19 protein-coding genes, 1 tRNA gene and 1 pseudogene are annotated in these 22,173 nt (G+C 66.1%); all 21 read right to left on the bottom strand.

The features are described 5' to 3' along the window. Positions 1-133: 133 nt before the first annotated feature. Entirely contained in the window at positions 134-847 is a 714-nt protein-coding gene (locus BACI349Y_RS13540; RefSeq protein WP_159632545.1) for an ABC transporter ATP-binding protein, read from the bottom strand. Then, the gene (locus BACI349Y_RS13545) at positions 834-1,814 is read right to left on the bottom strand and encodes an ABC transporter ATP-binding protein (protein ID WP_159632546.1); all 981 of its coding nucleotides are present in this window, start codon (positions 1,812-1,814) and stop codon (positions 834-836) included. The genes BACI349Y_RS13540 and BACI349Y_RS13545 overlap by 14 nt, the downstream gene beginning before the upstream one ends. Beyond that, complete coding sequence (locus tag BACI349Y_RS13550; RefSeq protein ID WP_159632547.1) at positions 1,811-3,058, bottom strand: branched-chain amino acid ABC transporter permease; 1,248 nt, start codon at positions 3,056-3,058, stop codon at positions 1,811-1,813. The genes BACI349Y_RS13545 and BACI349Y_RS13550 overlap by 4 nt, the downstream gene beginning before the upstream one ends. Beyond that, on the bottom strand, positions 3,055-4,062 hold the full coding sequence (locus BACI349Y_RS13555) for a branched-chain amino acid ABC transporter permease (RefSeq protein WP_159632548.1): 1,008 nt from the start codon (positions 4,060-4,062) through the stop codon (positions 3,055-3,057). The genes BACI349Y_RS13550 and BACI349Y_RS13555 overlap by 4 nt, the downstream gene beginning before the upstream one ends. A gap of 152 nt (positions 4,063-4,214) precedes the next feature. After that, complete coding sequence (locus BACI349Y_RS13560; RefSeq protein WP_159632549.1) at positions 4,215-5,447, bottom strand: branched-chain amino acid ABC transporter substrate-binding protein; 1,233 nt, start codon at positions 5,445-5,447, stop codon at positions 4,215-4,217. Positions 5,448-5,694: 247 nt separating this feature from the next. Further along, positions 5,695-5,768: transfer RNA gene (locus tag BACI349Y_RS13565), tRNA-Leu, on the bottom strand. A 113-nt stretch (positions 5,769-5,881) separates the two neighbouring features. Then, positions 5,882-7,345, bottom strand: coding sequence for an NAD(P)/FAD-dependent oxidoreductase (locus BACI349Y_RS13570; RefSeq protein ID WP_159632550.1), 1,464 nt, complete (start codon positions 7,343-7,345; stop codon positions 5,882-5,884). A gap of 58 nt (positions 7,346-7,403) precedes the next feature. Beyond that, positions 7,404-8,683: pseudogene (locus BACI349Y_RS13575) on the bottom strand (S8 family peptidase). 3 nt (positions 8,684-8,686) lie between these two features. Continuing rightward, on the bottom strand, positions 8,687-9,634 hold the full coding sequence (locus BACI349Y_RS13580; protein ID WP_159632551.1) for a Ppx/GppA phosphatase family protein: 948 nt from the start codon (positions 9,632-9,634) through the stop codon (positions 8,687-8,689). After that, positions 9,631-10,302 carry a DUF501 domain-containing protein gene (locus BACI349Y_RS13585; protein ID WP_159632552.1) on the bottom strand — a complete coding sequence of 224 codons (672 nt, stop codon included), beginning with the start codon at positions 10,300-10,302 and terminating at the stop codon, positions 9,631-9,633. Before BACI349Y_RS13585 ends, BACI349Y_RS13580 begins: the two co-directional genes overlap by 4 nt. A gap of 27 nt (positions 10,303-10,329) precedes the next feature. Continuing rightward, positions 10,330-11,010 (bottom strand): FtsB family cell division protein, encoded by a 681-nt coding sequence (locus BACI349Y_RS13590; RefSeq protein WP_159632553.1) that lies wholly within the window; start codon positions 11,008-11,010, stop codon positions 10,330-10,332. A gap of 136 nt (positions 11,011-11,146) precedes the next feature. After that, on the bottom strand, positions 11,147-12,427 hold the full coding sequence (gene eno / locus BACI349Y_RS13595; RefSeq protein WP_110542781.1) for a phosphopyruvate hydratase: 1,281 nt from the start codon (positions 12,425-12,427) through the stop codon (positions 11,147-11,149). A 118-nt stretch (positions 12,428-12,545) separates the two neighbouring features. Continuing rightward, entirely contained in the window at positions 12,546-13,136 is a 591-nt protein-coding gene (locus BACI349Y_RS13600) for a MazG nucleotide pyrophosphohydrolase domain-containing protein (protein ID WP_159635675.1), read from the bottom strand. Positions 13,137-13,215: 79 nt separating this feature from the next. After that, a complete protein-coding gene (locus tag BACI349Y_RS13605; protein WP_159632554.1) occupies positions 13,216-14,352 on the bottom strand; it encodes an adenosine deaminase in 1,137 nt (378 codons plus the stop codon). 39 nt (positions 14,353-14,391) lie between these two features. Next, positions 14,392-15,117 carry a DedA family protein gene (locus tag BACI349Y_RS13610; RefSeq protein ID WP_159632555.1) on the bottom strand — a complete coding sequence of 242 codons (726 nt, stop codon included), beginning with the start codon at positions 15,115-15,117 and terminating at the stop codon, positions 14,392-14,394. Between the two features lie 133 nt (positions 15,118-15,250). Further along, positions 15,251-15,880, bottom strand: coding sequence for a DedA family protein (locus tag BACI349Y_RS13615; protein ID WP_159632556.1), 630 nt, complete (start codon positions 15,878-15,880; stop codon positions 15,251-15,253). 6 nt (positions 15,881-15,886) lie between these two features. Next, positions 15,887-17,203, bottom strand: a complete 1,317-nt coding sequence (locus tag BACI349Y_RS13620; protein WP_159632557.1) for a thymidine phosphorylase — start codon at positions 17,201-17,203, stop codon at positions 15,887-15,889. Beyond that, entirely contained in the window at positions 17,200-17,616 is a 417-nt protein-coding gene (locus BACI349Y_RS13625; RefSeq protein ID WP_159632558.1) for a cytidine deaminase, read from the bottom strand. The genes BACI349Y_RS13620 and BACI349Y_RS13625 overlap by 4 nt, the downstream gene beginning before the upstream one ends. Next, a complete protein-coding gene (locus BACI349Y_RS13630; RefSeq protein ID WP_159632559.1) occupies positions 17,613-19,133 on the bottom strand; it encodes an ABC transporter permease in 1,521 nt (506 codons plus the stop codon). The genes BACI349Y_RS13625 and BACI349Y_RS13630 overlap by 4 nt, the downstream gene beginning before the upstream one ends. Next, the gene (locus tag BACI349Y_RS13635; RefSeq protein WP_159632560.1) at positions 19,130-20,524 is read right to left on the bottom strand and encodes an ABC transporter permease; all 1,395 of its coding nucleotides are present in this window, start codon (positions 20,522-20,524) and stop codon (positions 19,130-19,132) included. The genes BACI349Y_RS13630 and BACI349Y_RS13635 overlap by 4 nt, the downstream gene beginning before the upstream one ends. Next, complete coding sequence (locus BACI349Y_RS13640; RefSeq protein ID WP_159632561.1) at positions 20,517-22,112, bottom strand: ABC transporter ATP-binding protein; 1,596 nt, start codon at positions 22,110-22,112, stop codon at positions 20,517-20,519. Before BACI349Y_RS13640 ends, BACI349Y_RS13635 begins: the two co-directional genes overlap by 8 nt. Between the last annotated feature and the right edge of the window lie 61 nt (positions 22,113-22,173).

Genomic DNA, 22,173 nt, shown 5'->3' on the forward strand with positions numbered 1-22,173 from the left:
GGGTGTGGGTGATGAGCTTGTGGTTACGCTACCAATTCCCACGTGGGGGCCGCCGCGAAAGTTCCCAAGGGGCCCGGTTGCAACCGAACCGTGACCGTTGCCGCCGGTCCGGCACCGGGCCCCATCAGGCGAATTAGCCCACGCCCAGGTAGGCCTCCTTGATCGAGGGATCTTCCAGCAGCTGCTTGCCGGTGCCGCTGTGGGTGATCGCCCCCGTCTCCAGAACGAAGGCGCGGTGCGCTCCGGCCAGGGCCTGGTTGGCGTTCTGCTCCACCACCAGGACCGTGGTGCCCTGGTTGTTGATTTCCTTGATGATCTTGAAAATCTGGCGGATGAACTGTGGGGCGAGGCCCATGGAGGGCTCGTCGAGCAGCAGCAGTCTCGGATTGGACATCAGCGCACGTCCGATCGCCAGCATCTGCTGCTCACCGCCAGACATGGTTCCCCCAAACTGCTTTTCCCGCTCCTTCAACCGGGGAAACAAGTCAAAGACGCGGTCCAGGTCCTTGCCCACACCGCTTCTGTCCTTGCGCCCGAACGTTCCCATGTCGAGGTTCTCCATCACGGTCATGCCAGGGAAGATGCCGCGCCCTTCGGGGGCCTGGGAGATTCCGTGCACCACGCGGATGTGGGCCTTCATCTTGGTGATGTCCTGGCCCTCGAAGGTAATCCTGCCCTCGGAGCAGTTCAGCAGGCCGGAGATGGTCCGCATGGTGGTGGTCTTGCCGGCACCGTTGGCCCCGATCAGCGCCACCACTTCGCCTTCGTCCACGGTAAAGGAGATGTCCCGCAGGGCCTGGATTCGGCCGTAGTGGACGGACACTCCCTCAAGTTCAAGCAACGTCATCTTCAGGCTCCCCTAGGTAAGCAGCAATAACACGCGGGTCTTCGCGGATCTCCCGCGGCAGTCCGTCCGCGATCTTCTTACCGAATTCCAGTACGACAATCCGGTCTGTCACACCCATGACCAGCTTCATGTCGTGCTCGATCAGCAGCACGGTGTAGCCCTCATCCCTGATGGTGCGGATCAGCGCCATCAGTTCCTCCTTTTCGGCCGGGTTGAAGCCGGCTGCCGGTTCGTCCAGGCAGAGGACCTTTGGATCAGTGGCCAAGGCGCGCGCTATCTCGAGCCGGCGCTGGTAGCCGTACGGCAGCTGCCGGGACAGGACATGGGCATGGCTGCCGATCCCCACGAAGTCCAGCAGGGCCATGCCGCGCTCGATGGCCGACTTTTCCTCCTTGATATGGGTGGGCAGGCGCAGCAGCGCCCCGCCGACGCTGGTCCGGTGCCGCGCGTCCAGGCCCACCACCACGTTCTCCAGGGCGGTCATCTCACCGAACAGGCGGATGTTCTGGAACGTGCGGGACAGGCCCAGCCGGGTGATCTTGTGCTGCTTGATGCCGTTCAGGACCTGCCCCTCCAGCACCACTTTTCCGCTGGTGGGCTTGTACACGCCGGTCATCGCATTGAAGCACGTGGTCTTCCCGGCGCCGTTGGGCCCGATGAGGCCAAGGATCTCGCCGCGCTTGATGTTGAAGCTGATGTTGTCCAGTGCCACCAGGCCGCCGAACTTAATGGTCAGGTTTTGCACCTCGACAATGTTGTCGCCCACCTTGACCGCAATATCGCGGTCCGGGGCCACCTTCTCGGCCAGTTCCTGGTCCACTCCAGCTTCAGCGAGGGCCTCCATGTCCAGCTCCGGCGCGACGGGAGCCGCCGAGCCGTCCTGGACCGTGCTGTCCTGGGCAGTGCTGTCCTGGGCCGGCTGCTCCTCCACACTGCTGGAGCCCGCGTGCCTTTCCTCGGAGCTCATGCCTCCGCTCCTCTCTGTCCGGCCGCATGCGTCCCGGGGCCGGCTGGTGGATTGTTCGAGTCTTTCGGCTCCGTGCCATCGCGGCTGGTGACCTTGTTGAGTGCCGTCCTGCCGTACGCCAGCAGCCGCTGCCGTGCGGGAAGGAGTCCCTGGGAACGGAAGATCATGATCAGCACCAGCGCAATCCCGAAGATCAGGTACTTGTATTCGGCGATGGCCGTGAACCTCAACGGGATGTAGCTGACCAGGGCCCCACCCAGGATGGCGCCCACTTTGTTGCCGGCACCTCCCAGCACCACTGCGGCGAGGAACAGGATGGATGTGGTGACGTCGAACTTCTGGTTGTTGACGAACCCCACCTGCCCGGCGAAGAGTGCACCGGAAAGCCCGCCGACGGCAGCGCCGATGGCGAAGGCCCACACCTTGTACTTGAAGGTGGGAACACCCATGATTTCCGCGGCGTCCTCATCTTCGCGGATGGCAATCCAGGCGCGGCCCACCCGGCTGCGTTCCAGGTTGCCCACCAGGAGGGTGACGATGATGATGATGGTCAGGGTCAGCCAGTACCAGGGCACACCGTTTGAGTTGGAGAAGATCGGCGTCCCGTCAGCCCCGTCACCCGGCGGGTGGCCGACGTTCTGGAAGCCCACCTGGCCCTTCATGGCAGGAATGATGGTGGCCAGGATGCGGATGATCTCGCCGAAGCCGAGCGTCACGATGGCGAGATAGTCGCCCCGGAGCCGGAGTGTGGGCACGCCCAGCATGACGCCGAAGAACATGGTGACTGCCATGGCCACCGGAAGCGTCCACAGGTAAGGGATGTGCAGGTAGGGCGAATCCGGGCTGGTCAGCATGGCGGCAACGTACGAACCCACCGCAAAGAAGGCGACGTAGCCAAGGTCCAGCAGGCCGGCGTACCCCACCACGATGTTGAGGCCAACGGCGATCAGCGCAAAGCGTGCCATGTCGAAACATGCCAGGGCGAAGTTGTTGCCGGGTTCGGTGGTGATGATCGGCGGGTTGAGCAGCGGCAGCAGGTAGGCCAGGACCACCACGATGACCAGGAAGGCCCACTGCTGTTGGCGGGACAGGGCGTGCCAGCGGTCGGAGAAGTAGCCGGGCTTGCGTTTGCCCCGCTGGCGAAGGTCGCTCTTTCCCGCGGCTTTCTCGGAAGCTTCGCGTTCCTCAGCTGCCTGCTCGGCGGCCGCTGTCTGCAGCGGCGTGGGGCCGTCCGTCATACTCATGCTTTGCTCCTTCCAAGGGAGGTTCCCAGGATGCCCTCGGGCCGCAGCAGCAGCACGAGCACCAGCACCACGAACGCCACGACGTCCGTCCACTGCGAATTGCCCAGCAGGATCTGGCCGTAGTTGCCGATCAGGCCAAGGAGCAGTCCGCCCAGCAGTGCTCCGCGCACGTTGCCGATGCCGCCAAGCACCGCGGCAGCGAACGCCTTGATGCCCAGGACGAAGCCACCGCTGTACTGGACACCGGACGGGATTTTCATGACGTAGAACAAGGCGGCGGCTCCTGCGAGCAGGCCTCCGATGACGAAGGTGGTAATAATGATGCGCTCTTTGTTGACGCCCATCAACGTGGCGGTGTCGGGATCCTGGGCGACCGCCCGGATGCCGCGGCCGGTGCGCGACTTGCTGATGAACCTGTCGATGCCCACCATCATGATCACGGCGGCGATGATGATCACCAGCTGCTGCGAATCGATGATGGTGCCGAAGACGTCGAAAATGGGGGTGGGCCGGAACATGGTCAGGGCCAGTTCGGGGCTGGGACCGCGCCACAGGTAAATGAGGTACTGGATGGTGAAGGAAGCACCAATGGCGGTGATCAGGAAGACCAGGCGGGGCGCGTTCCGTTGCCGCAGGGGTTTGTAGGCGATCCGCTCCAGCAGGAACGCTGTCACGGCTGACGCCACCATGGCCAGGACCAGCGCCAGCAGCAGGTTCAGGATGATGGCCCAGATGTCGAGCCGGGGAGCTGAGGGGCCGAAGCCAAGGCTGCTGAGGGTAAAGAAGACTGCGTAGCAGCCAACGATGAACACTTCCGAGTGGGCGAAGTTGATCAGGTTCAGGACGCCGTAAACCAGGGTGTAGCCCAGCGCTACGAGCGCATAGATGGCCCCGAACGTGAGGCCGTCAAACGTGGCACTCCAGAAGTTCTGGGCCAGGGACGGTATGTCGAAGGTGATCCAGTCGTTTTCCATCGGGAGTAGTGGGACAAGAGAGGGAAGCATGGGAACATCCTGATCCAGTTGCACGCGGCCTTGTGGGCCCGGCCGTGGGACTTGTGTCTATTGACGTTGCTTGGTCCTGGGCTGCTGCCAAGCGAAGAAAAGGCTGTGGGGGCCCGCTGATGCTGGCCCCCACAGCCGGTTCGTGCTGGTTGCTACTCCCCGATGGGGCCGATGGGAACGATCTTTCCGTTTTCCACCTTGTAGCCGTAGACGGTCGGGGCCTGGAGCTCGCCCTTGGCATCCCACTTGTAGTGCTTGCTCAGGCCGTCCTTGTCGTAGGCCTTGACCCAGGCCAGCAGGTCCGCACGGCTCTGCTTGCCTGCGTCAATGCCGGAGAGGAGTACGGTTGCGGCGTCGTAGCCCTCGATGGAGTACGTTCCGGGTTCCGCTCCCTTGGAGACGTCCTTGTAGGCCGAGGCGAAGTCGGGGATGAGCTCGCCCGGCAGGCAGGGGCACGTGAAGTAGGCGTTGTTGGAAGCGTCGCCTGCCTGCTTGATGAACTGGTCGTCCTTGACACCGTCAGGTGCCACGAACGTTCCGGTGAATCCCTTGCCAACCAGCTGCTGGTCGAACGGTGCGCCTTCGGCGTAGTAGCCGGCGTAGAACACGGCGTCGGCCTTGGCGTTCATGATCTTGGAGATCACGGCGGAGAAGTCCTTCTGCCCTGTGGTCACCTTCTCCGTTCCGGCCAGGGCACTGCCCAGGCCCGCGGAGGTGGAGGTTCCCAGGCCAATGCCGTAGTCGGAGTCATCCTGGACCAGGTACACCTTCTTGGCGCCGAGCTTGCCGGTGAGGAACTTGGCGGCTGCGGGGCCCTGGACGGCGTCATTGCCGAGGCCGCGGAAGAAGGTGGTCCAGCCGTTTTCGGTCAGCGTGGGGTTGGTGGCCGACGGGGTGATGTGGACCAGGCCCTTCTGCTCGAAGATGTTGCCCGTGGCCTTGGATTCGCCGGAGAACGGCAGGCCGATCACGCCCACGATGTCCGACTCGCTCACCAGCTGGGTGACGGGGCCGGTGGCCTTGTTGGGGTCGCCTTCAGTGTCGAACTTCTTGAACTGGACCTGGCAGCCCGGGTTGGACTTGTTGTGCTGGTCAATGGCCAGCTGGATGCCGTTGAAGATGTTGACGCCAAGCTGGGCGTTGGGGCCGGTCTGCGCGCCTGCGTAGGCGAGCGTGGTGGTCGCGGGGCAGGTCGCCTTGCCGTCGCCGGCGGGCTTTACCGCGCCGGCAGGGACGTCGACTTTCGAAATGGCGGGGATGTTCACCTTGCTGGACGATCCCGAGCTTTCGGTGGTGCCGGGGCCTGCCTGGTTGGCACAGGCCGACAGCAGCATGCTGAATGTGGCTGCCGCTGCCAACGAGGTGAGGACTTTCTTTCGGTACATTTGTCTGCCTTCCGAAACAGGGCCATGCGATGCGCGTGCGGATCAATGGGGCGCTTCGGCGCCCGGAATGGGACCAGGTATTCCTGATTTAGGTTCAAGCTAGTGCATAGACAGCAGCGAAACTAAGTGACTGAGGTCACAGCCTTATAACAGTCGTTGCATATGCGGAATTAAACGCCGGAAGCCGCCTGCTGTGCAGGCGGCTTCCTGGTGTCCAGGCACCGGCGGGCGCCGGAAGGGACAGTTGTACCCCAGGTGGGACTCGAACCCACAACACGCGGATTTTAAGTCCGCTGCCTCTGCCAATTGGGCTACTGGGGCGCCGGGTCAATGGTACCTGCCCGGGACGCGTTGGCTGGAAACGCCGACGGCGGCCGCCCCCGCAAAGGGGACAGCCGCCGTCGGACGCTGTGAAGCGTGGTGGAACAGGCGCGCTACTTGGCGTTGGCCGCTACCGTTTCCTTGGGAGCGGCGGCGGTGGCGCTGGAGCCGGCGGCCGGCACCGCTGCGGGGGCAGCGGCAGGCTTCGGTGCCGGGGTGGCTGCTGAGACGAAGGCGCCGCGGGGGTTGTCCAGGTCCATCAGCTGCGTGGTGTCGCGTCCGGCGAAGAAGCCGATGATCCAGTTCAGGATGACGCGGAACTTGCGCTCCACCGTGGGCATGGCCATGCCGTGGTAGCCGCGGTGGGCCAGCCAGGCGAGTCCGCCCTTGAGGCCGATGCGGCCCAGGAGGTTGATGTTGGCAACGCCCTTCCATTCGCCGAAGCCTGCTACGGCACCAAGGTTCTTGTGCTTGTAGTCGGCCAGCGGCTTGTCCCAGCGGGAAGCCCACAGGTTCTTGGCGAGGCGCTTGGCCTGGCGCAGGGCGTGCTGGGCATTGGGGACGCAGGTGCCGTCCGGTAGGCCCTTGCCGGTGAGGTCCGGAACAGCGGCGATGTCGCCGGCGGCCCAAGCGTTCTCCACAATGCCTTCGTCGCCTGCGATGCGCAGGTCCGGCAGGACGCGGACGCGGCCACGGGGTTCGAGCGGGAAGTCGGTGGAGCGGACCATCGGGTTCGCCTGCACGCCGGCCGTCCACACCAGGGTGTCTGCCTCGAACTCCTGGGCAGGGGTCTTGTCCGGGAGGTTGATGAGCTTCAGGGTGCCTTCGGCGCTGTCCAGCGAGGTGTTCAGCAGGACCTCGATGCCGCGGCTGCGCAGGTGCTCAACCACCCAGTCAGCCTGCTTGGCCGTGACCTCGGGCATGATGCGGCCCATGGCTTCGACCAGGACGAAGCGGACTTCCTCCTGCTTGATGCGGGGGTTGTTGCGCACGGCGGCGCGGGCGAGGTCTTCCATTTCGGTAATGCACTCGATGCCGGCGAAGCCGCCGCCGACCACCACGAAGGTGAGGGCCTTGGCGCGGGCTGCGGGGTCCGTCATGGTGGAGGCAACCTCAATGCGCTCCAGGAGCTTGTTGCGCAGGGCAACGGCTTCCTCGATGGTCTTCAGGCCGATGCCCTTGTCCGCCAGCCCCTTGATGGGGAAGGTGCGGGTGATGGCGCCGGCTGCGAGCACGACGTCGAAGTAGGGAACCTCAAAGTTCTCGCCGCCGTCGGCAGGAGCCACCACGGCCGTCCGGTTGACGTGGTCGATCGACGTGACGCGGCCCTGGATGAGTTCCGTCTGCTTGAGGTGCTGGCGGTGGGAGACCACTGCGTGGCGGGCTTCGATGTTGCCACCTGCCACCTCGGGGAGGAAGGGCTGGTAAGTCATGTAGGGCAGGGGATCGACGACGGTGACGATGCCACCGGCATTCGCGATCTTCTTCTGCAGTTTCAGTGCTACGTACAGGCCGACGTACCCGCCGCCGACGACGAGTACCCTGGGACGGTCCTGGAGCTGTGGGGTGGTTGCCATTGTTCAAGGATACAGGAGTTTGTGAAAATCTTCACTAGCCGTACGGAGCCCCCGTAACCTAGGAATCCGGGCGGGATTTGACGCTTTCCATCACGCCCGTGTCGGGTTCTTCCACGGCAAGGGAAGGGTTGCGGGCAGCCCGTCGGAGCTGGACGGCAGCGGCGGCGATGATGGCCACGAACAGGGCGGCAAAACCGATGACGACGGCGGCGCCGATGGCACTGTCGCGCTGGGACGGCGCCTTCGCGGCAGGAACGGTGGCTTCGGGCAGCGTGGGTGCCGCACTTGGCACTGAGGTTGCGGTGGGCAGCGGCGTTGCCGGGGCGGCATTGCCGCGCCTGTGCACGCGGATCCACTCGGCGATGGTGCCCAGCGGATTGACTGAAACCTCCGGGACGTCAGCCTTGAGCGCTGCCTCAGCGTTGAGGATGCCGTAGCCGTACAGCGGATCCTTGCCCGGGGCTCCTGCGTCCTTCGCCGTGGAGACGATCCTGTTGATCACCTGTTCGGCGCTCATGTCCGGCCACTTGGACCGGATCAGGGCAGCAACGCCTGCGACGATGGGCGTGGACCCGGAGGTTCCGGCCCATTCGGCATAGCCTCCGGCCGGAAGGCCGCCCAGGAGGTTCTCGGCCGGTGCAGCCACCCCAATGCTGATGCCCTGCGAGGAAGCGTCCACGCTGGCCACGTTCTTGCGGTCCAGGCCGGCGACGGTGAGCACGCCCGGGATGGTGGCAGGGGCGCCCACCTGGGTATTGCCTCCCACCCGGTTCCCGGCGGCGGCGACGATGACCACGTCCTTCTGTTCGGCGTACAGGAAGGCGGCGTCCCAGCTCTGCGGCCACTGCGGCGTGGTGCTGCCGAGCGAGATGTTGATGACCTTGGCGCCGTTGTCCACCGCCCAGCGGACCGCCTCGGGAATCTGGTCCTGGTCGCTTTTGCCCGACGGATTGGCCGAGCCCAGCCAGGTGGAGACGGAGAGGAGCTGCGCTTCGGGCGCGACGCCGATGATGCCGTCCGGGGGAACAGCCGGCCCGGGGCTGGGGGGCCTGAGCCGGAGGCATCGTAACCGCCGACAACGGCGCCCTTGAGGTCCGGGTGCTGGGCATCAATGCCGCTGTCGATGACGGCCACCTTGACGCCGGCGCCCTTTGACACTTCCCAGGCCTTGGTGATGCCCGAGTCCGCGAGCCAGTATTCCTTGTCGCGCCACTCGTCGGCGTGTGCGGCGGGAGCCGTGAACAGGCCGGCGAACAGGCAGCACGCGGCCAGCAGGACGGCCATTGCGGCGGCCGCGGCGCGGGACACGAGCGGGGTTGAAGCTGGGGTGGGATGCATGGGCTACCCGATGCTCAGCGCGATGCCGTCAAGGATGTCGTGCTCGCTTGCGGTGGCCGCGGTGACTTTCCCGCCGGTCAGCTCCCCCATCCGTTCCAGGATGCGGCGCCACACCAGTCCCCCGGCGCCGATGACATCCACGCGGCCTGGATGCATGTACGGCAGCGCAGCCCGCCCGGCCCGGGTCATCCCCAGCAGGTCGGTGGCGGCGTCGCGGATGTCCCCGATGGGCAGCGAGGCCCCGTGGATGGCGTGGGGCGAGTATTCGGGCAGGTGGAGCGCGTGCGCGGTGATGGTGGTGACGGACCCGGCAACACCGACGACGGCGGTGGCGCGTTCCAGGGGCACGTCGCGTCCGGCGCGGGCCATGGCTTCGTCCACGTCGGCTTCCGCGGCGGCAATCTGTTCGGCAGTGGGCGGATCGTTGCGCAGGTGGCGTTCAGTCAGCCGGACGCAGCCGATGTCCACGGACTTGGCAGCGGTCACGCCGGCCGCGGTGCCCAGGACGAATTCGGTGCTTCCCCCGCCGAGGTCCACCACGAGCACCTGCTGGCCGTCGAGGACGGGCAGCACGCTGCTGGCCCCGGCAAAGGACAACGCCGCTTCTTCGTCCCCGGAGATGACCTCAGGTTCCACTCCCAGCAGCTCCCTGACGCCGTCCACGAAGACGTCCCGGTTGCGTGCATCGCGGCTCGCGGAGGTGGCAACAAACCGGATCCGCTCCGCGCCATGCTCCTTGATCAGGCGGGCGTAATCGGCCGTGGCGCCAAGCGTGCGTTCCAGCGCCTCCGGAGCCAGTTCGCCGGTGGCGTCCACGCCCTGGCCCAGCCGGACCACGCGCATCTCCCGGACCACGTCGGTGAGCTTTGTGCCGCCGTTACTGCGGTCGATGTCGGCGATGAGGAGCCGGATGGAGTTGGTGCCGCAGTCGATGGCGGCGACGCGGGTCATTCGGACGCCTCTGTGGTTCCGGCGGATTTCCGGACCGGGGCGGGGCGGCCCACAATGTCCGGGAGCCCTTGGGGCCCGTGCCGGCTGAGGTCCCGGGATGGTGCCTCACCGGTGGTGTCCCAGGCGCCGTCGCAGTAGCACTTGTCAGCAGTCCACCATTCGCTGATCATGTCCAGGGCCTGGTCACCCAGGGGGTTGACGCCGCTGCCCGCTGCAAGGGAGTGGCCCACCAGGACATGCAGGCATTTGACGCGGGTGGGCATCCCGCCCGCGGACACGCCGTCAATTTCGGGGACCGGACCGATTCCGGAACGCTGGCCGATGGCGTCGCGGGCGGCAAGGTACTCCCCGTGGGCCGCCCGGTAGGCAGCGGCAAGCCGGGCGTCCGCGGCCAGCTGCTCGTTCATGTTGTTCATGACCCCGGCGGCTTCAAGCCTGGAAACCGCGGACGTGATCACCGGGTGCGTCAGGTAGAAGGTGGTGGGAAACGGGGTACCGTTGCTCAGCCGGGGCGCGGTGGCGGCCACGAGGGGGTTGCCACAGACGCAGCGGGCCGGAATCTCCACGACGTCGCGGACGGGTCGTCCCAGCTGCCTGCTCAGTACTTCAAGGTCGTGTGCTGTTGGTTGGCGGGATTCGTCCCGGGCGGCTGCCGTGTTGTATTCCACTGTCGCGGGCCGTCCTTCCTGTGCGGTTCAGTCTGTGGCCGCGCGCCTGATGGACTCCCACAGGGAATCCACCCACGGCAGATCGGCGGGGTCTTGTGCTGCTGCGCCGGCGGGGCTACTGCTTTCTCCGGCCGGCTCATCGCTGCCAAAAACCCAGTAGCCGGTTTCGCCCGGCATAACCATGTTAATGCGGTCGCGGGCCTGCTGCTTGACGTAGTTGGGGTCCTGCCAGCGCGACACCTGCTGGCGGAGGGCGTCGCCTTCGGCCTGGCGTGCGGCGATATCCGCGTTCAGGGCGTCTATTTCGGCCTTCTTGTCGAAGAAGATCTTGACCGTGGGGGCCAGCATGACGGTGATGGCGATCATCACCACGGCCAGCGCGAGCATGCGGCCGGAAAAGGCCTTGGCGGGGACAGGATGCTGCTCCTCTTCGGGGCTGCGGGCGTCCTTGCCGTCAACGGGGCTGCTTCCTTTGCGCCCGGCGGTTGGCCTGACCGCCTTGGCCTCCCCCGCTTTCCCGGGCCGGCCCGGAGCAGTTCCGCCCGCGTGGTTGTCCTTCGCAGGTGCGGCGCCCGCCGCGGGCCCGCCCTTGGCCGGCCGGAAATCCGCCCGGATGACCTCGGCACCGCCGGAGGATCCGTCGTCGTCCGTTGCCTTGGCTGGACGGGCGGGGGCGACCTTGGGAACTTTGGGGCGGCGGGTAGCCATGACACTCCTGAAACGCAGCCTGCCGGGGCCGCCACTATCTGTGCTGGACGTTCACTGCTGAACAAATGCTGCTGGAAACAACAGCGGTGGCTATGGTCTTTCAACCATAGCCACCGCGGATGGGTTTGGGCGGTTACTAGCCCTTGAAACGCGGGAAGGCGCTGCGGCCGGCGTAGCGTGCGGCGTCGTCCAGTTCTTCTTCGATGCGCAGCAGCTGGTTGTACTTGGCTACGCGCTCGGAGCGGGCCGGTGCACCGGTCTTGATCTGGCCGGCGTTGGTGGCCACGGCGATGTCGGCGATGGTGGTGTCCTCGGTTTCGCCGGAGCGGTGCGAGGTGATGGTGGTGTAGCCGGCACGCTGGGCCAGGCTGACGGCGTCCAGGGTCTCAGTCAGCGAACCGATCTGGTTGACCTTGACCAGCAGGGAGTTGGCGGTCCTGGTGTCGATGCCACGCTGCAGGATGGAGGGGTTGGTGACGAAGAGGTCGTCACCCACCAGCTGGACCTTGTCGCCGATGGCGTCGGTGAGGGTCTTCCAGCCGTCCCAGTCGTTCTCGTCCAGCGGGTCCTCGATGGAGACCAGCGGGTAGTCGGCAACGAGTTCGCCGTAGTAGGCGCTCATGTCGCTGGCGGACAGGGACTTGCCTTCGAACTGGTAGGCGCCGTCCTTGTAGAACTCGGAGGAGGCAACGTCCAGGGCCAGGGCGATGTCCTTGCCCGGGGTGTAGCCGGCGTTCTTGATGGCTTCGGTGATGAGGTCCAGGGCTGCGCGGTTGGACGGCAGGTTGGGCGCGAAGCCGCCTTCGTCGCCGAGGCCAGTGGAGAGGCCCTTCTGCTGCAGCACGGACTTGAGGTTGTGGTAGACCTCAACGCCCCAGCGCAGGCCTTCGGAGAAGGTCTCTGCGCCGATGGGGGCGATCATGAATTCCTGGATGTCGACGTCGGAGTCGGCGTGGGAGCCACCGTTGAGGATGTTCATCAGCGGCACGGGCAGGACGTGGGCGTTCGGGCCGCCCAGGTACTTGTAGAGCGGCAGGTCGGCGGAGGCTGCGGCTGCGTTGGCGACGGCCAGGGAGACGCCCAGGATGGCGTTGGCGCCCAGCTTGCCCTTGTTGGGGGTGCCGTCCAGGTCCAGCATGGCCTGGTCGATGCTGCGCTGGTCGGTGGCGTCGAACCCGGTCAGGGCGGGGGCGATCTGGTCGATCACGGCGTCGACGGCCTTCTGCACGCCCTTGCCCAGGTAGCGGCCCTTGTCGCCGTCACGCAGTTCAACGGCCTCGTGCTCACCGGTGGAGGCGCCGGAGGGAACCGCGGCGCGGCCAATCTGGCCGTCCGACAGCAGGACTTCAACTTCAACGGTGGGGTTGCCGCGGGAATCGAGGATCTCGCGGGCGTGGATGGCATCGATAAGCGCCATGAATTTGCTCCTTATGGGCGATTAACGGGGGGGATCAGGCAGAAAACTCGACGTACTCGTCACGGTCCAGCCTAGTCGAGAGTGCTCCGGGTTACTCAAACCGGTCAAGGCCCGGACGTCATGATGGCGCTTGGTCGCTTTGGTCACTCTGGTCACGCTGGTAGCGGCGGACGGCGGCATGCAGGGCGCGCTCTGCGTCCATGCCGTTGTCCCGCGCAGAACGGACGACGGCGAGCAGCAGGTTCCCGAGCTCCTCCTCGCTGTCGGGGACGGGAGAGCCCGCGGGGAGCCCAAGGCCCGCACGTGCTGCACGGGCCAGGGACTTCTGTGCCCTGGCCAGCGCCGGGAGGGCCTGCGGTATGCCGTCGAAGGGGTCCTGCCGTTCCGGCTTTTCGGCCCGCTTGACGGCATCCCACTTCTGCTCGATCTCCGCCACGGTGGCCGGGAAGCTGTCCTGCAGGGAGCCGTCAGGCCGGAAGACGTGGGGATTCCGGCGGATCATTTTGGCACCCAGCCCGCGCGCCACGTCGTCGAACGTGAAGGCGCCGCGCTCCTCAGCCAGGCGGGCATGCAGTACCACTTGGAGCAGCACGTCACCGAGCTCGCCCTGCAGCTCGGCGTCGGGGTGGCCTTCCTCGATGGTCTCGGCCACTTCGTAGGCCTCTTCCAGGAGGTATTCCACCAGCGACGCGTGCGTCAGGGCGCCCATCCAGGGGCAGTGCACGCGCAGCTGGGCGATCAGGCCCAGCAGTTCCGCTGTTGCAGAACTGCCGGGCCGGGATTCCGGATCAGCCAAGGTTGGCGTAGGCGTCGTTGATGTACTCCACCAGCGCTTCCTTTTCCTCCAGGGGCAGGAAGGATGCCTCGGCGGCGTTGAGGGTCAGCTCCAGCAGGTCATCGAGGTCATAGTCGAAGGTTTCCACCAGCAGGTTGAACTCGTCGGTGAGGGTAACGCCGCTCATCAGGCGGTTATCGGTGTTGATGGTGACGTTGAAGCCCAGCTGGTAGAGCATGTCCAGGGGGTGGCTTTCGATGCCTTCGCCGAACTCCGCGATGGCGCCGGTCTGCAGGTTGGAGGAAGGGCAGATTTCCAGGGCGATGCCGCGGTCGCGGACCCAGCTGGAGAGGTCGCCCAGGGTGACCAGGCCAACGGTGTCCCCGGCTTCCTCGTCGTCGTCGAATTCCACCATGATGTCCTCGGCGATGCGGACGCCGTGTCCCAGCCGGAGGGCGCGGCCGTCCACCAGCGCGGACTGGATGCTCTCCAGCCCGGCAGCCTCGCCTGCGTGCACGGTGGCGGGGAAATTGTGCTGGGCGAGATACGTGAAGGCATCCCTGAAGCGGCTGGGCAGGAATCCGTCCTCGGCACCGGCAATGTCGAAGCCCACTGCACCCTGGTTGCGGTGTCGGACGGCGAGTTCGGCGATCTCCTGGCCGCGGTCGGCGTGGCGCATGGCGGTGATCAGCTGGCCCACCTGGATCTCGCGTCCGGTCTCGGAGACGGCCTCGACGCCGGCTTCCAGTCCGTCCTGGACTGCCTCCACGGCTTCGTCAAGGCTGAGTCCCTTCTGGAGGTGCTGTTCCGGCGCCCAGCGCACTTCGCCGTACACCACGCCGTCGTCCGCGAGGTCCTCGACGAACTCCTTGGCCACGCGGAACAGGCCGTCGTAGGTCTGCATGACGGCGACCGTGTGGTCGAATGTTTCCAGGTAGCGGACCAGGGATCCGGAGTCGGCTGATTCGCGGAACCACTGTCCCAGGGCCACGGGGTCCGTTGAGGGAAGCGTGTGGCCAACGGCCTCCGCCAGTTCGATGATGGTGGCCGGACGGAGTCCTCCGTCCAGGTGGTCGTGGAGGGAAACCTTGGGCAGGCTCTTCAGGTCAAAATCGATGGCAGGGGCAGCGTCAACAATGGGCTCAGTCACGTTCCCACCTTAGGGTGGGCCGCAGTTCAAAGCCAGCCGCTACTTGGCCGCGGGTCCGGCCTCTGCCGAGGGCACCACAAGGGCCTGCATGCCGGGCCGGTCTTCCTGCCCGGAACCGGAGGACCCTTCGGCCCACTCGTCCGCCTCGGGGGCGTCATGCCGGCCCAGCCGTTTGTGCCACCAGCGGAGCAGGTGGTCGATGAGCACACCCAGGACAATGGCGAAGACGACGGCGATGCCGGCGCTCAGCAGCGGGTTGTGGTGCAGCCACGGGAACGAGCTGGCCAGCAGGCCGATGCCAAGGGAGTAGCCCACCCAGGTCACACAGGCAAAGGCGTCGAAGACGAAGAACCTGCGGTGCGAGAAGCCGGTGCTTCCGGCCACGTAGTTGACCGCCACCCGGCCCCACGGGATGTAGCGGGCGGTGAAGATCAGTACCGCGCCGCGTTTCTCAAGTTCATAGCGGGCCCAGGCGAAGACTTTCCGGACCTTGGGCCGGCGCATCCATCCCCACCGCTCCAGGCCGATTTTGCGGCCGAGCATGTAGGCCATGTTGTCACCGGCAATGGCGCCGACCAGTGCAGTGAGCCCCAGGAGCCAGAGATTGGGTTCGCCGCTGTGCCGCGAGAAGGCTGCGAGCGCCACGATGAGGGTCTCGCTGGGGACCACCATGGCGAAGCCGTCCACGAAGAAGAACGCCAGCAGAACCGGGTAAATCCACCACTGGCCCGCTGCATGGAGCACGGCCTCATTAATAAACTCCACGCGGTGTTGCTCCTGTATAAAAATGACACAGCCAAAGTGCCGCAGCCAAAGCGGAAATCGTTCCTAAGTGTCCCACGCTCCGGGCCCTGTCCGCTACGCCCCAATGCCCGGAATTACCCCTTAAACGCGCTGGTCAGGCGCCGGGTTCCCGGATCCGTTCCACCACGTTGGGTTTGCCCCGGAATTTGTTGATGACCAGGTCCACCACGATGCCCAGCGCTACCGCGCAGACAATGGCAATCGCTGCGCCCAGGACGTGGTTGTTCTCGAACCACTGGCCGAAAAACAGCCCGATCGCCACCGAGTAGCCGGCCCACAGGCTGGCCGAAAGGATGGTCAGGCCCACGAACCGCAGGTGCGGGTAGTGCGTGACCCCGGCGGTCAGGTTCACCGCCACCCGGCCGATCGGGACGAAGCGGGCCACCAGGATCAGCGATGCCGGCCGCTTGTGCAGCTCCCGGCCCGCCCAGCGGAACGCACTTTGCATGCGCGGCCCGCGCATCCACGCCCAGCGCCTGGTGCCCACCCGGCGGCCCAGCAGGTACGCGATGTTGTCCCCGAGGAATGCACCCGCCGCCGCGACAAGGACCAGGAGCAGCGGGTTGGGAACATCCGCGGTGGAGGCCACGGCGGCGAGGCCCACCACCACGGACTCACTGGGAACGGGCGGGAAGAAGCCGTCAATGATGCAGCACGCCAGCACCAGGACCAGCACCCACGGCTGGCCGGCTGCGGCGAGGATGAAGTCATTGATGGCCTGCATGGGTCCCTATGCTATGCGGTCGATGATGAGCTGCTGGGCTGGCCGCGAACCTTCCGGAGCGATGACCACTGCGTGTTCCAGGGCTTCCCGGGCACGGGCGAACCGCTCCGGAGTGTCGGTGAGCAGCGTCATCAGGGGCTCCCCTGCCCGCACGGTGGCGCCGGGCTTGGCGTGCATGCGCACCCCGGCCCCCGCCTGTACGGCGTCCTCCTTGCGGGCGCGGCCGGCACCCAGCCGCCATGCAGCCACACCGACAGCGAGCGCGTCCAGTTCCACCAGCACCCCGTCGGCAGGGGCATAGACGACGTCGGATTCCCGGGCCTCCGGGAGCGCCGCGCGGGGGTCGCCGCCCTGGGCGGTGATCATCCGGTTCCAGACGTCCATGGCCCGGCCGTCCTTGAGGGCGGCGGCGGGGTCGGCGTCGTGGACCCCTGCACAGGCGAGCATCTCCTCGGCGAGCCGGACGGTCAGTTCCACCACGTCCTCCGGGCCGCCGCCCGCCAGCACCTCCACCGATTCCTCGACTTCGATGGCATTGCCGGCGGTGAGGCCCAGGGGGGTGTTCATGTTGGTCAGCAACGCAACGGTGTTGACCCCCGCGTCCTTGCCGAGCGCCACCATGGTCTCCGCCAGTTCGCGGGCTTTGGCTTCATCCTTCATGAAGGCTCCGCTGCCCACCTTGACGTCCAGGACCAGGGAGCCGGTGCCCTCGGCGATCTTCTTGCTCATGATGGAGGAGGCGATCAGCGGGATGGCCTCAACCGTTCCCGTGACGTCGCGCAGCGCATAGAGCTTCTTGTCGGCCGGGGCCAGGCCGGCACCGGCGGCGCAGATGACCGCCCCGACGTCCTGGAGCTGGGCCAGGATTTCGTCGTTTGCCAGGTTGGCCCGCCATCCCGGAATGGACTCCAGCTTGTCCAGGGTGCCCCCGGTGTGCCCCAGCCCGCGGCCGGACAGCTGCGGGACGGCCACGCCGAACACCGCCACCAGCGGGGCCAGCGGCAGGGTGATCTTGTCCCCCACGCCACCGGTGGAATGTTTGTCGGAGGTGTATTTCAGGCCGCCGTCTGGTCGACGGAGGCTGGAGAAATCCATCCGCTCCCCCGAGGCGATCATGGCGGCGGTCCACCGGGCGATTTCGGCGCGGTCCATGCCGTTGAGTAGGATGGCCATGTTCAGGGCAGCCATCTGTTCGTCCGCGATGGCCCCACGCGTGTACGCGTCGATGGTCCAGTCGATCTGTTCGGGGCTCAGCGTCCCCTTGTCACGCTTGGTGCGGATGATGTCTACGGCGTCGAACGCCTCTGCTTTGCTGTCGGTCACCGGGTCTCCTCCAGGTGTTCGGGACCAAAGGCGTCAGGCAGCACCTGGTCCATAGTCTTGATGCCGCGGTTGGTCATGAGCTGCATGCCGGGGGCGCTGAATTCGTACAGCAGCTGCCGGCAGCGGCCGCAGGGCATGAGGACGGTGCCCTCACCGTCCACGCAGTAGAACGCCCGCAGCAGTCCCCCGCCGGTCATCTGCAGTTCCCCCACCAGGACGCACTCCGCGCAGAGGGTCAGTCCGTAACTGGCATTTTCCACGTTGCAGCCGCTGACGATCCGGCCGTCCACCGTCAGGGCAGCGGCTCCCACCGGAAACTTTGAATACGGGGCGTACGCATTCTTCATGGCGGCTGCGGCGGCAGCTTCCAGGGCTGCCCAGTCCACCTGTTGTGTGTTGTCCACGGCGGTCATCCCTTGACGTACGGTATGCCGTCGGCCGCGGGCGGCCTGGACCGTCCTACCAGGCCCGCCACCGCGACGACGGTCAGGGCGTAGGGGAGCATCGCCATGAACTGGCTGGGGACGGGAGAACCGATGATGGTGATGATGCTTTGCAGGTTGTCGGCGAAGCCAAACAGCAACGCCGCCAGGAACGCGCCGATCGGATTCCACCGCCCGAAGATCATGGCTGCCAGGGCAATGTAGCCGCGGCCGCCGGACATGTCCTTGCTGAACGCATCCACCGACACCAGGGTGAAGAAGGAGCCGCCGATTCCTGCGATGGCCCCGCCCATGAGGACGTTGATGAAGCGGGTCCGGTTGACGTTGATGCCCACCGTGTCGGCCGCCTGGGGGTGTTCGCCGACGGCGCGCACGCGCAGGCCCCACTTGGTGTGGAAAAGGCCCACGTAGACCACGATCACGGCGACGTACATGAGGTAGCCCACCAGGGACTGGCGGAACAGAATGGGGCCGATGATCGGGATGTCGGCGAGGAACGGAATATCCACGGCCTGCAGCCGGCCGGGCTTGTTGAGGTGTTCGGGGTCCGCCGTGAGCAGGGTGGAGAAGAGGAAGCTGGTGAGGCCGCTGATCAGGACATTGAGGACCACGCCGACGATGATCTGGTTGACGAGGTACTTGATGCTCACGATGGCCAGGACCAGGGACACGAGCGCACCGGCGACTGCGGCCGAGATGAGCCCAACGTAGACGTTGCCGGTCACGGTGGCAACGACGGCGGCGGAGAACGCCCCGAGCAGCAGTTGGCCTTCGATGGCGATATTAACCACGCCGGCCCGTTCGCACAGCACACCGGAGAGTGAGCCAAACACCAGCGGTACGGCCAGGGTCACGGCACCGGCCATGAGGCCGCCGAGGGAGATGGAGGGTTCGGGGTCACGGCCGCCGGCGACGATCCAGATCATGAAGCCGACGAGGAAGACCACTGCGAAAATGCCGCCCAGCCATCCGGGAGTGCGCCGCCGCTGCACGGTCAGGAAACAGGCGGACCCTGCCAGTGCGAGCAGCACGACGGAGCAGATCCAGCCCAGCGCCATCGAAGGCACGGTAATCTTTTCAACCCGGGCGACGCCGAGGGCGGCCAGGCCCAGGACGGCGACGGCAGCGATGGTGGTGGCGGGTATCCAGCGGTCTACTCCCCCGCCCTCCCGCCGCTGGCTGACCCAGCGGTAACCGACGTAGGCCGCGGCGGCCAGCGCCACGGCCAGGGTGACCCACGCCGCCGTAGAGGAGGCGTTCGGATCGCGGGCCTCGGCAATCCGGAAGCCGGCAGATTTTGGGTTGGCCAGGAAACCGAACAGCACGGTTCCCAGGATGGCGAGCAGGCCAAGGCCAACGCCGGCTTTCCAGCTCACCAGTTCGGTTGTGCCTGTCCGGCCTCCGGCGCGGGTGGCTCCGCTGGTGCTGCTGGTTCCCTTACCGGTGCCCGGCTGTTTGCCGGTGGGAGATTGTGTGGTGGCGCTCATGCTGCCGCTCCGCTCTTGACGCCGCCGGCACGCGAACCTGCGGTCCCACTCGTAGTGGTCTTTTTCTTACGGGGGTTGAGTCCGAATATCGCACGGACCAGCGGCGGTGCTGCGATGAACAGCACAATCAGGGACTGGATGACGAGCACAATGTCGATCGGCGTCTGCGTCTGGGCCTGCATTGCCACGCCGCCGGCGCGGAAGGCGCCGAACAGCAGGCCGGCGAAGAAGGTTCCCCACGGCGTCGAGCGTCCCAGCAGCGCCACCGTGATGGCATCAAAACCGATGGAGGCAGCGACACCGCCGGAGAGGTACTTTTCCGTCCCGGACACCTGGGCCACGCCGGCCAAGCCGGCCAGAGCACCGGCGATCGCCATCACCAGGATGGTGCTGCGGGCCACGTTGATGCCAGCGGTGCGGGCCGCGCTGGGGTTCGCACCGACGGCGCGGAACTCAAAACCGATCGTTGAGCGGTTCAGCAGCCACCACACGAAGGCGGTGGCCGCTATCGCGGCCAGGAAGCCGGCGTGCAGGCGGAATTGCGGTCCGAGCAGTTCGGGGAACAACGCGGTGGAATCAAGGAAAGGCGAGATCGGGTTCGTGGAACCCTTGCGCTGGAAAGCCGGGGTGGTGAGTAGGAACAGCAGCAGGAAGTTGGCGATGTAATTGAGCATGATGGTCACGATCACCTCGTGCGCCCCGGTCCGTGCCTTCAGCAGGCCCACGACGCTGCCCCAGACCGCGCCGCCGACGAGGCCGGCCAGGATAACGACCAGCAGGTGCAGGCCGATGGGCAGGTGCCAAGCAAACCCTACGTAGGCGCCGAAGAGCGCGCCGAAGATGATCTGGCCTTGGGCGCCGATGTTGAACAGGCCGGCGCGGAACGCCAGCGCGACGCCGAGCCCCGCGCAGATCAGCGGGGTTGCGACGGTGAGGGTCTCGGTGATCGGGTACAGCTGGGCTGCCAGGTCGGCGCCGGCCCAGTTGAAGATGGACCCCTGTACCAGGGCAGTGTAGGGACGGATGACCTCGGTCAGGAGGTCCCCGGGCTGGGCGAAGAAGTAACCGGCCGTGACGGCGACCTTGGGGTTGGTCACTGCCATCAGGATGCCGCCGAGCACGATCGCCAGCAGCACGGAGAGGAAGGAGACCATGGCGTTGCCGGTGAAGATCTGGTGCAGGACGGAACCGCTTCCATCCCGGTCATGGTCCCGGCCGCGCCGCTGGGTGGCTGCCGGAACGGCAGACGGCGGCATCTGGCCACCGGCGGTGTCAAGGACGACGTCGGAGGCCACAGCCTCGGAGGTGGTGCCGCCGGGCACCGGGGTGTCGACGGGCTCCGGGGCGCCGTTGCGGCCGGTCCGCGGTTCCGGGGTTGTCTTTTCAGACATGGGATTCTCCTTCGTGGCCGGCAGGCTCCGATACCGCCGCCGTGGTGGTGGCGCCGGAAACAGGGGCGGCGGCGCTGGCTTCGGCTTCGGTGGCCGGGACACCGGCCATCATCAGGCCCAGAACGTCGCGGGACGTGGTGGCGGGTACGATTCCCACCAGCCGGCCGCGGTAGAGCACGGCGATCCGGTCGGCCAGCTGAAGTACTTCGTCCAGTTCTGTGGACACGATCATGACCGGCGTCCCGTGGTCGCGTTCGGCGATGACCCGCTTGTGCACAAACTCAATCGAGCCGACGTCGAGACCACGTGTGGGCTGCGAGGCGATGAACAGCCGCAGCGGACGGGAGAGCTCACGGGCCAGGACCACCTTCTGCTGGTTGCCGCCGGAAAGGGTGCCCACCGCCGCGGACACGGAGGGCGTGCGAACGTCGAATTCCTCGACCTTCCTGGCGGCGTTCTCCGCGATCACGCCCGGCTTCATCCCCACGCCGCGTGCGAAGGGCGCTTTGTCGTAGAGGTCCAGGATCATGTTTTCGGAGATGGTGAACGTGCCCACCAGACCGTCAATGGTGCGGTCCTCGGGGACGAAGCCCACACCGGCACCTAGGACGTGCTTGACGCTCCTGCCCAGCAGTTCCTCGCCGTCGAGCGTGATGGACCCGGCTACGTGCGGCTGCACGCCAAGGATCGCCTCGGTCAGTTCAGTCTGGCCGTTGCCTTGCACTCCTGCGATGGCCAGCACTTCGCCCTTGGCGATGTCGAAGGACAGGTCATTGACCACGTGCTGGCCGTTGTGGTCCGTCACTGTCAGGTTGCGGACCTTGAAGGTCACGTCACCGGGCTTGGCGGGCGCCTTGTCGAGGGTCAGGCTCACCGTGCGGCCAACCATGGCGGACGCCAGTTCAGTGGGGGAAGCCGTGGGATCCGCCTGCCCCACCACCTTGCCGCGGCGGATGACCGTGATGGTGTCTGAGATGGCTTTGACTTCACGCAGTTTGTGGGAGATGAAGACGATTGACTTACCGTCGCGCTTCAGCTGCCGGATGATGTCCAGGAGCTCATCGGTTTCCTGCGGCGTCAGCACGGCGGTGGGTTCATCGAGAATGAGTACCTCGGCATCACGCACCAGCGCCTTGATGATCTCGACCCGCTGCTGGACGCCGACGGGCAGGTCCTCCACCATGGCGTCGGGGTCGACGTCGAACCCGTACTGGTCCGAGATGCGGCGGATCTTTTCGCGCGTGGCTTCCAGGTTGAGCAGGCCGGCGGCTTTGGTGGCCTCATTGCCCAGCGCCACATTCTCGGCCACGGTGAAGACCGGGATGAGCATGAAGTGCTGGTGGACCATCCCGATGCCGGCCGCCATGGCCTCGCCGGGGTCTTTGAAGACGACGGGCTTGCCATCGACCAGGATTTCACCTTCGGTCGGATCGTACAGGCCGTAGAGCACGTTCATCAGGGTGGATTTCCCTGCGCCGTTCTCGCCCAGGAGGCAGTGCACCTGCCCGGGTTCAACGACCAAATCAATGTGGTCATTGGCTACCAGGGACCCGAATCTCTTCGTGATCCCTTTCAGTTCGAGTTTCAAGACCCCAACCAATCTGTGTGTGTATGGATCTGCTCCGGCGCGCTGTCGGCGGCGAGGCAGC

Origin of the sequence: Arthrobacter sp. 8AJ (assembly GCF_902506025.1) — a bacterium.
GTDB lineage: Bacteria > Actinomycetota > Actinomycetes > Actinomycetales > Micrococcaceae > Arthrobacter.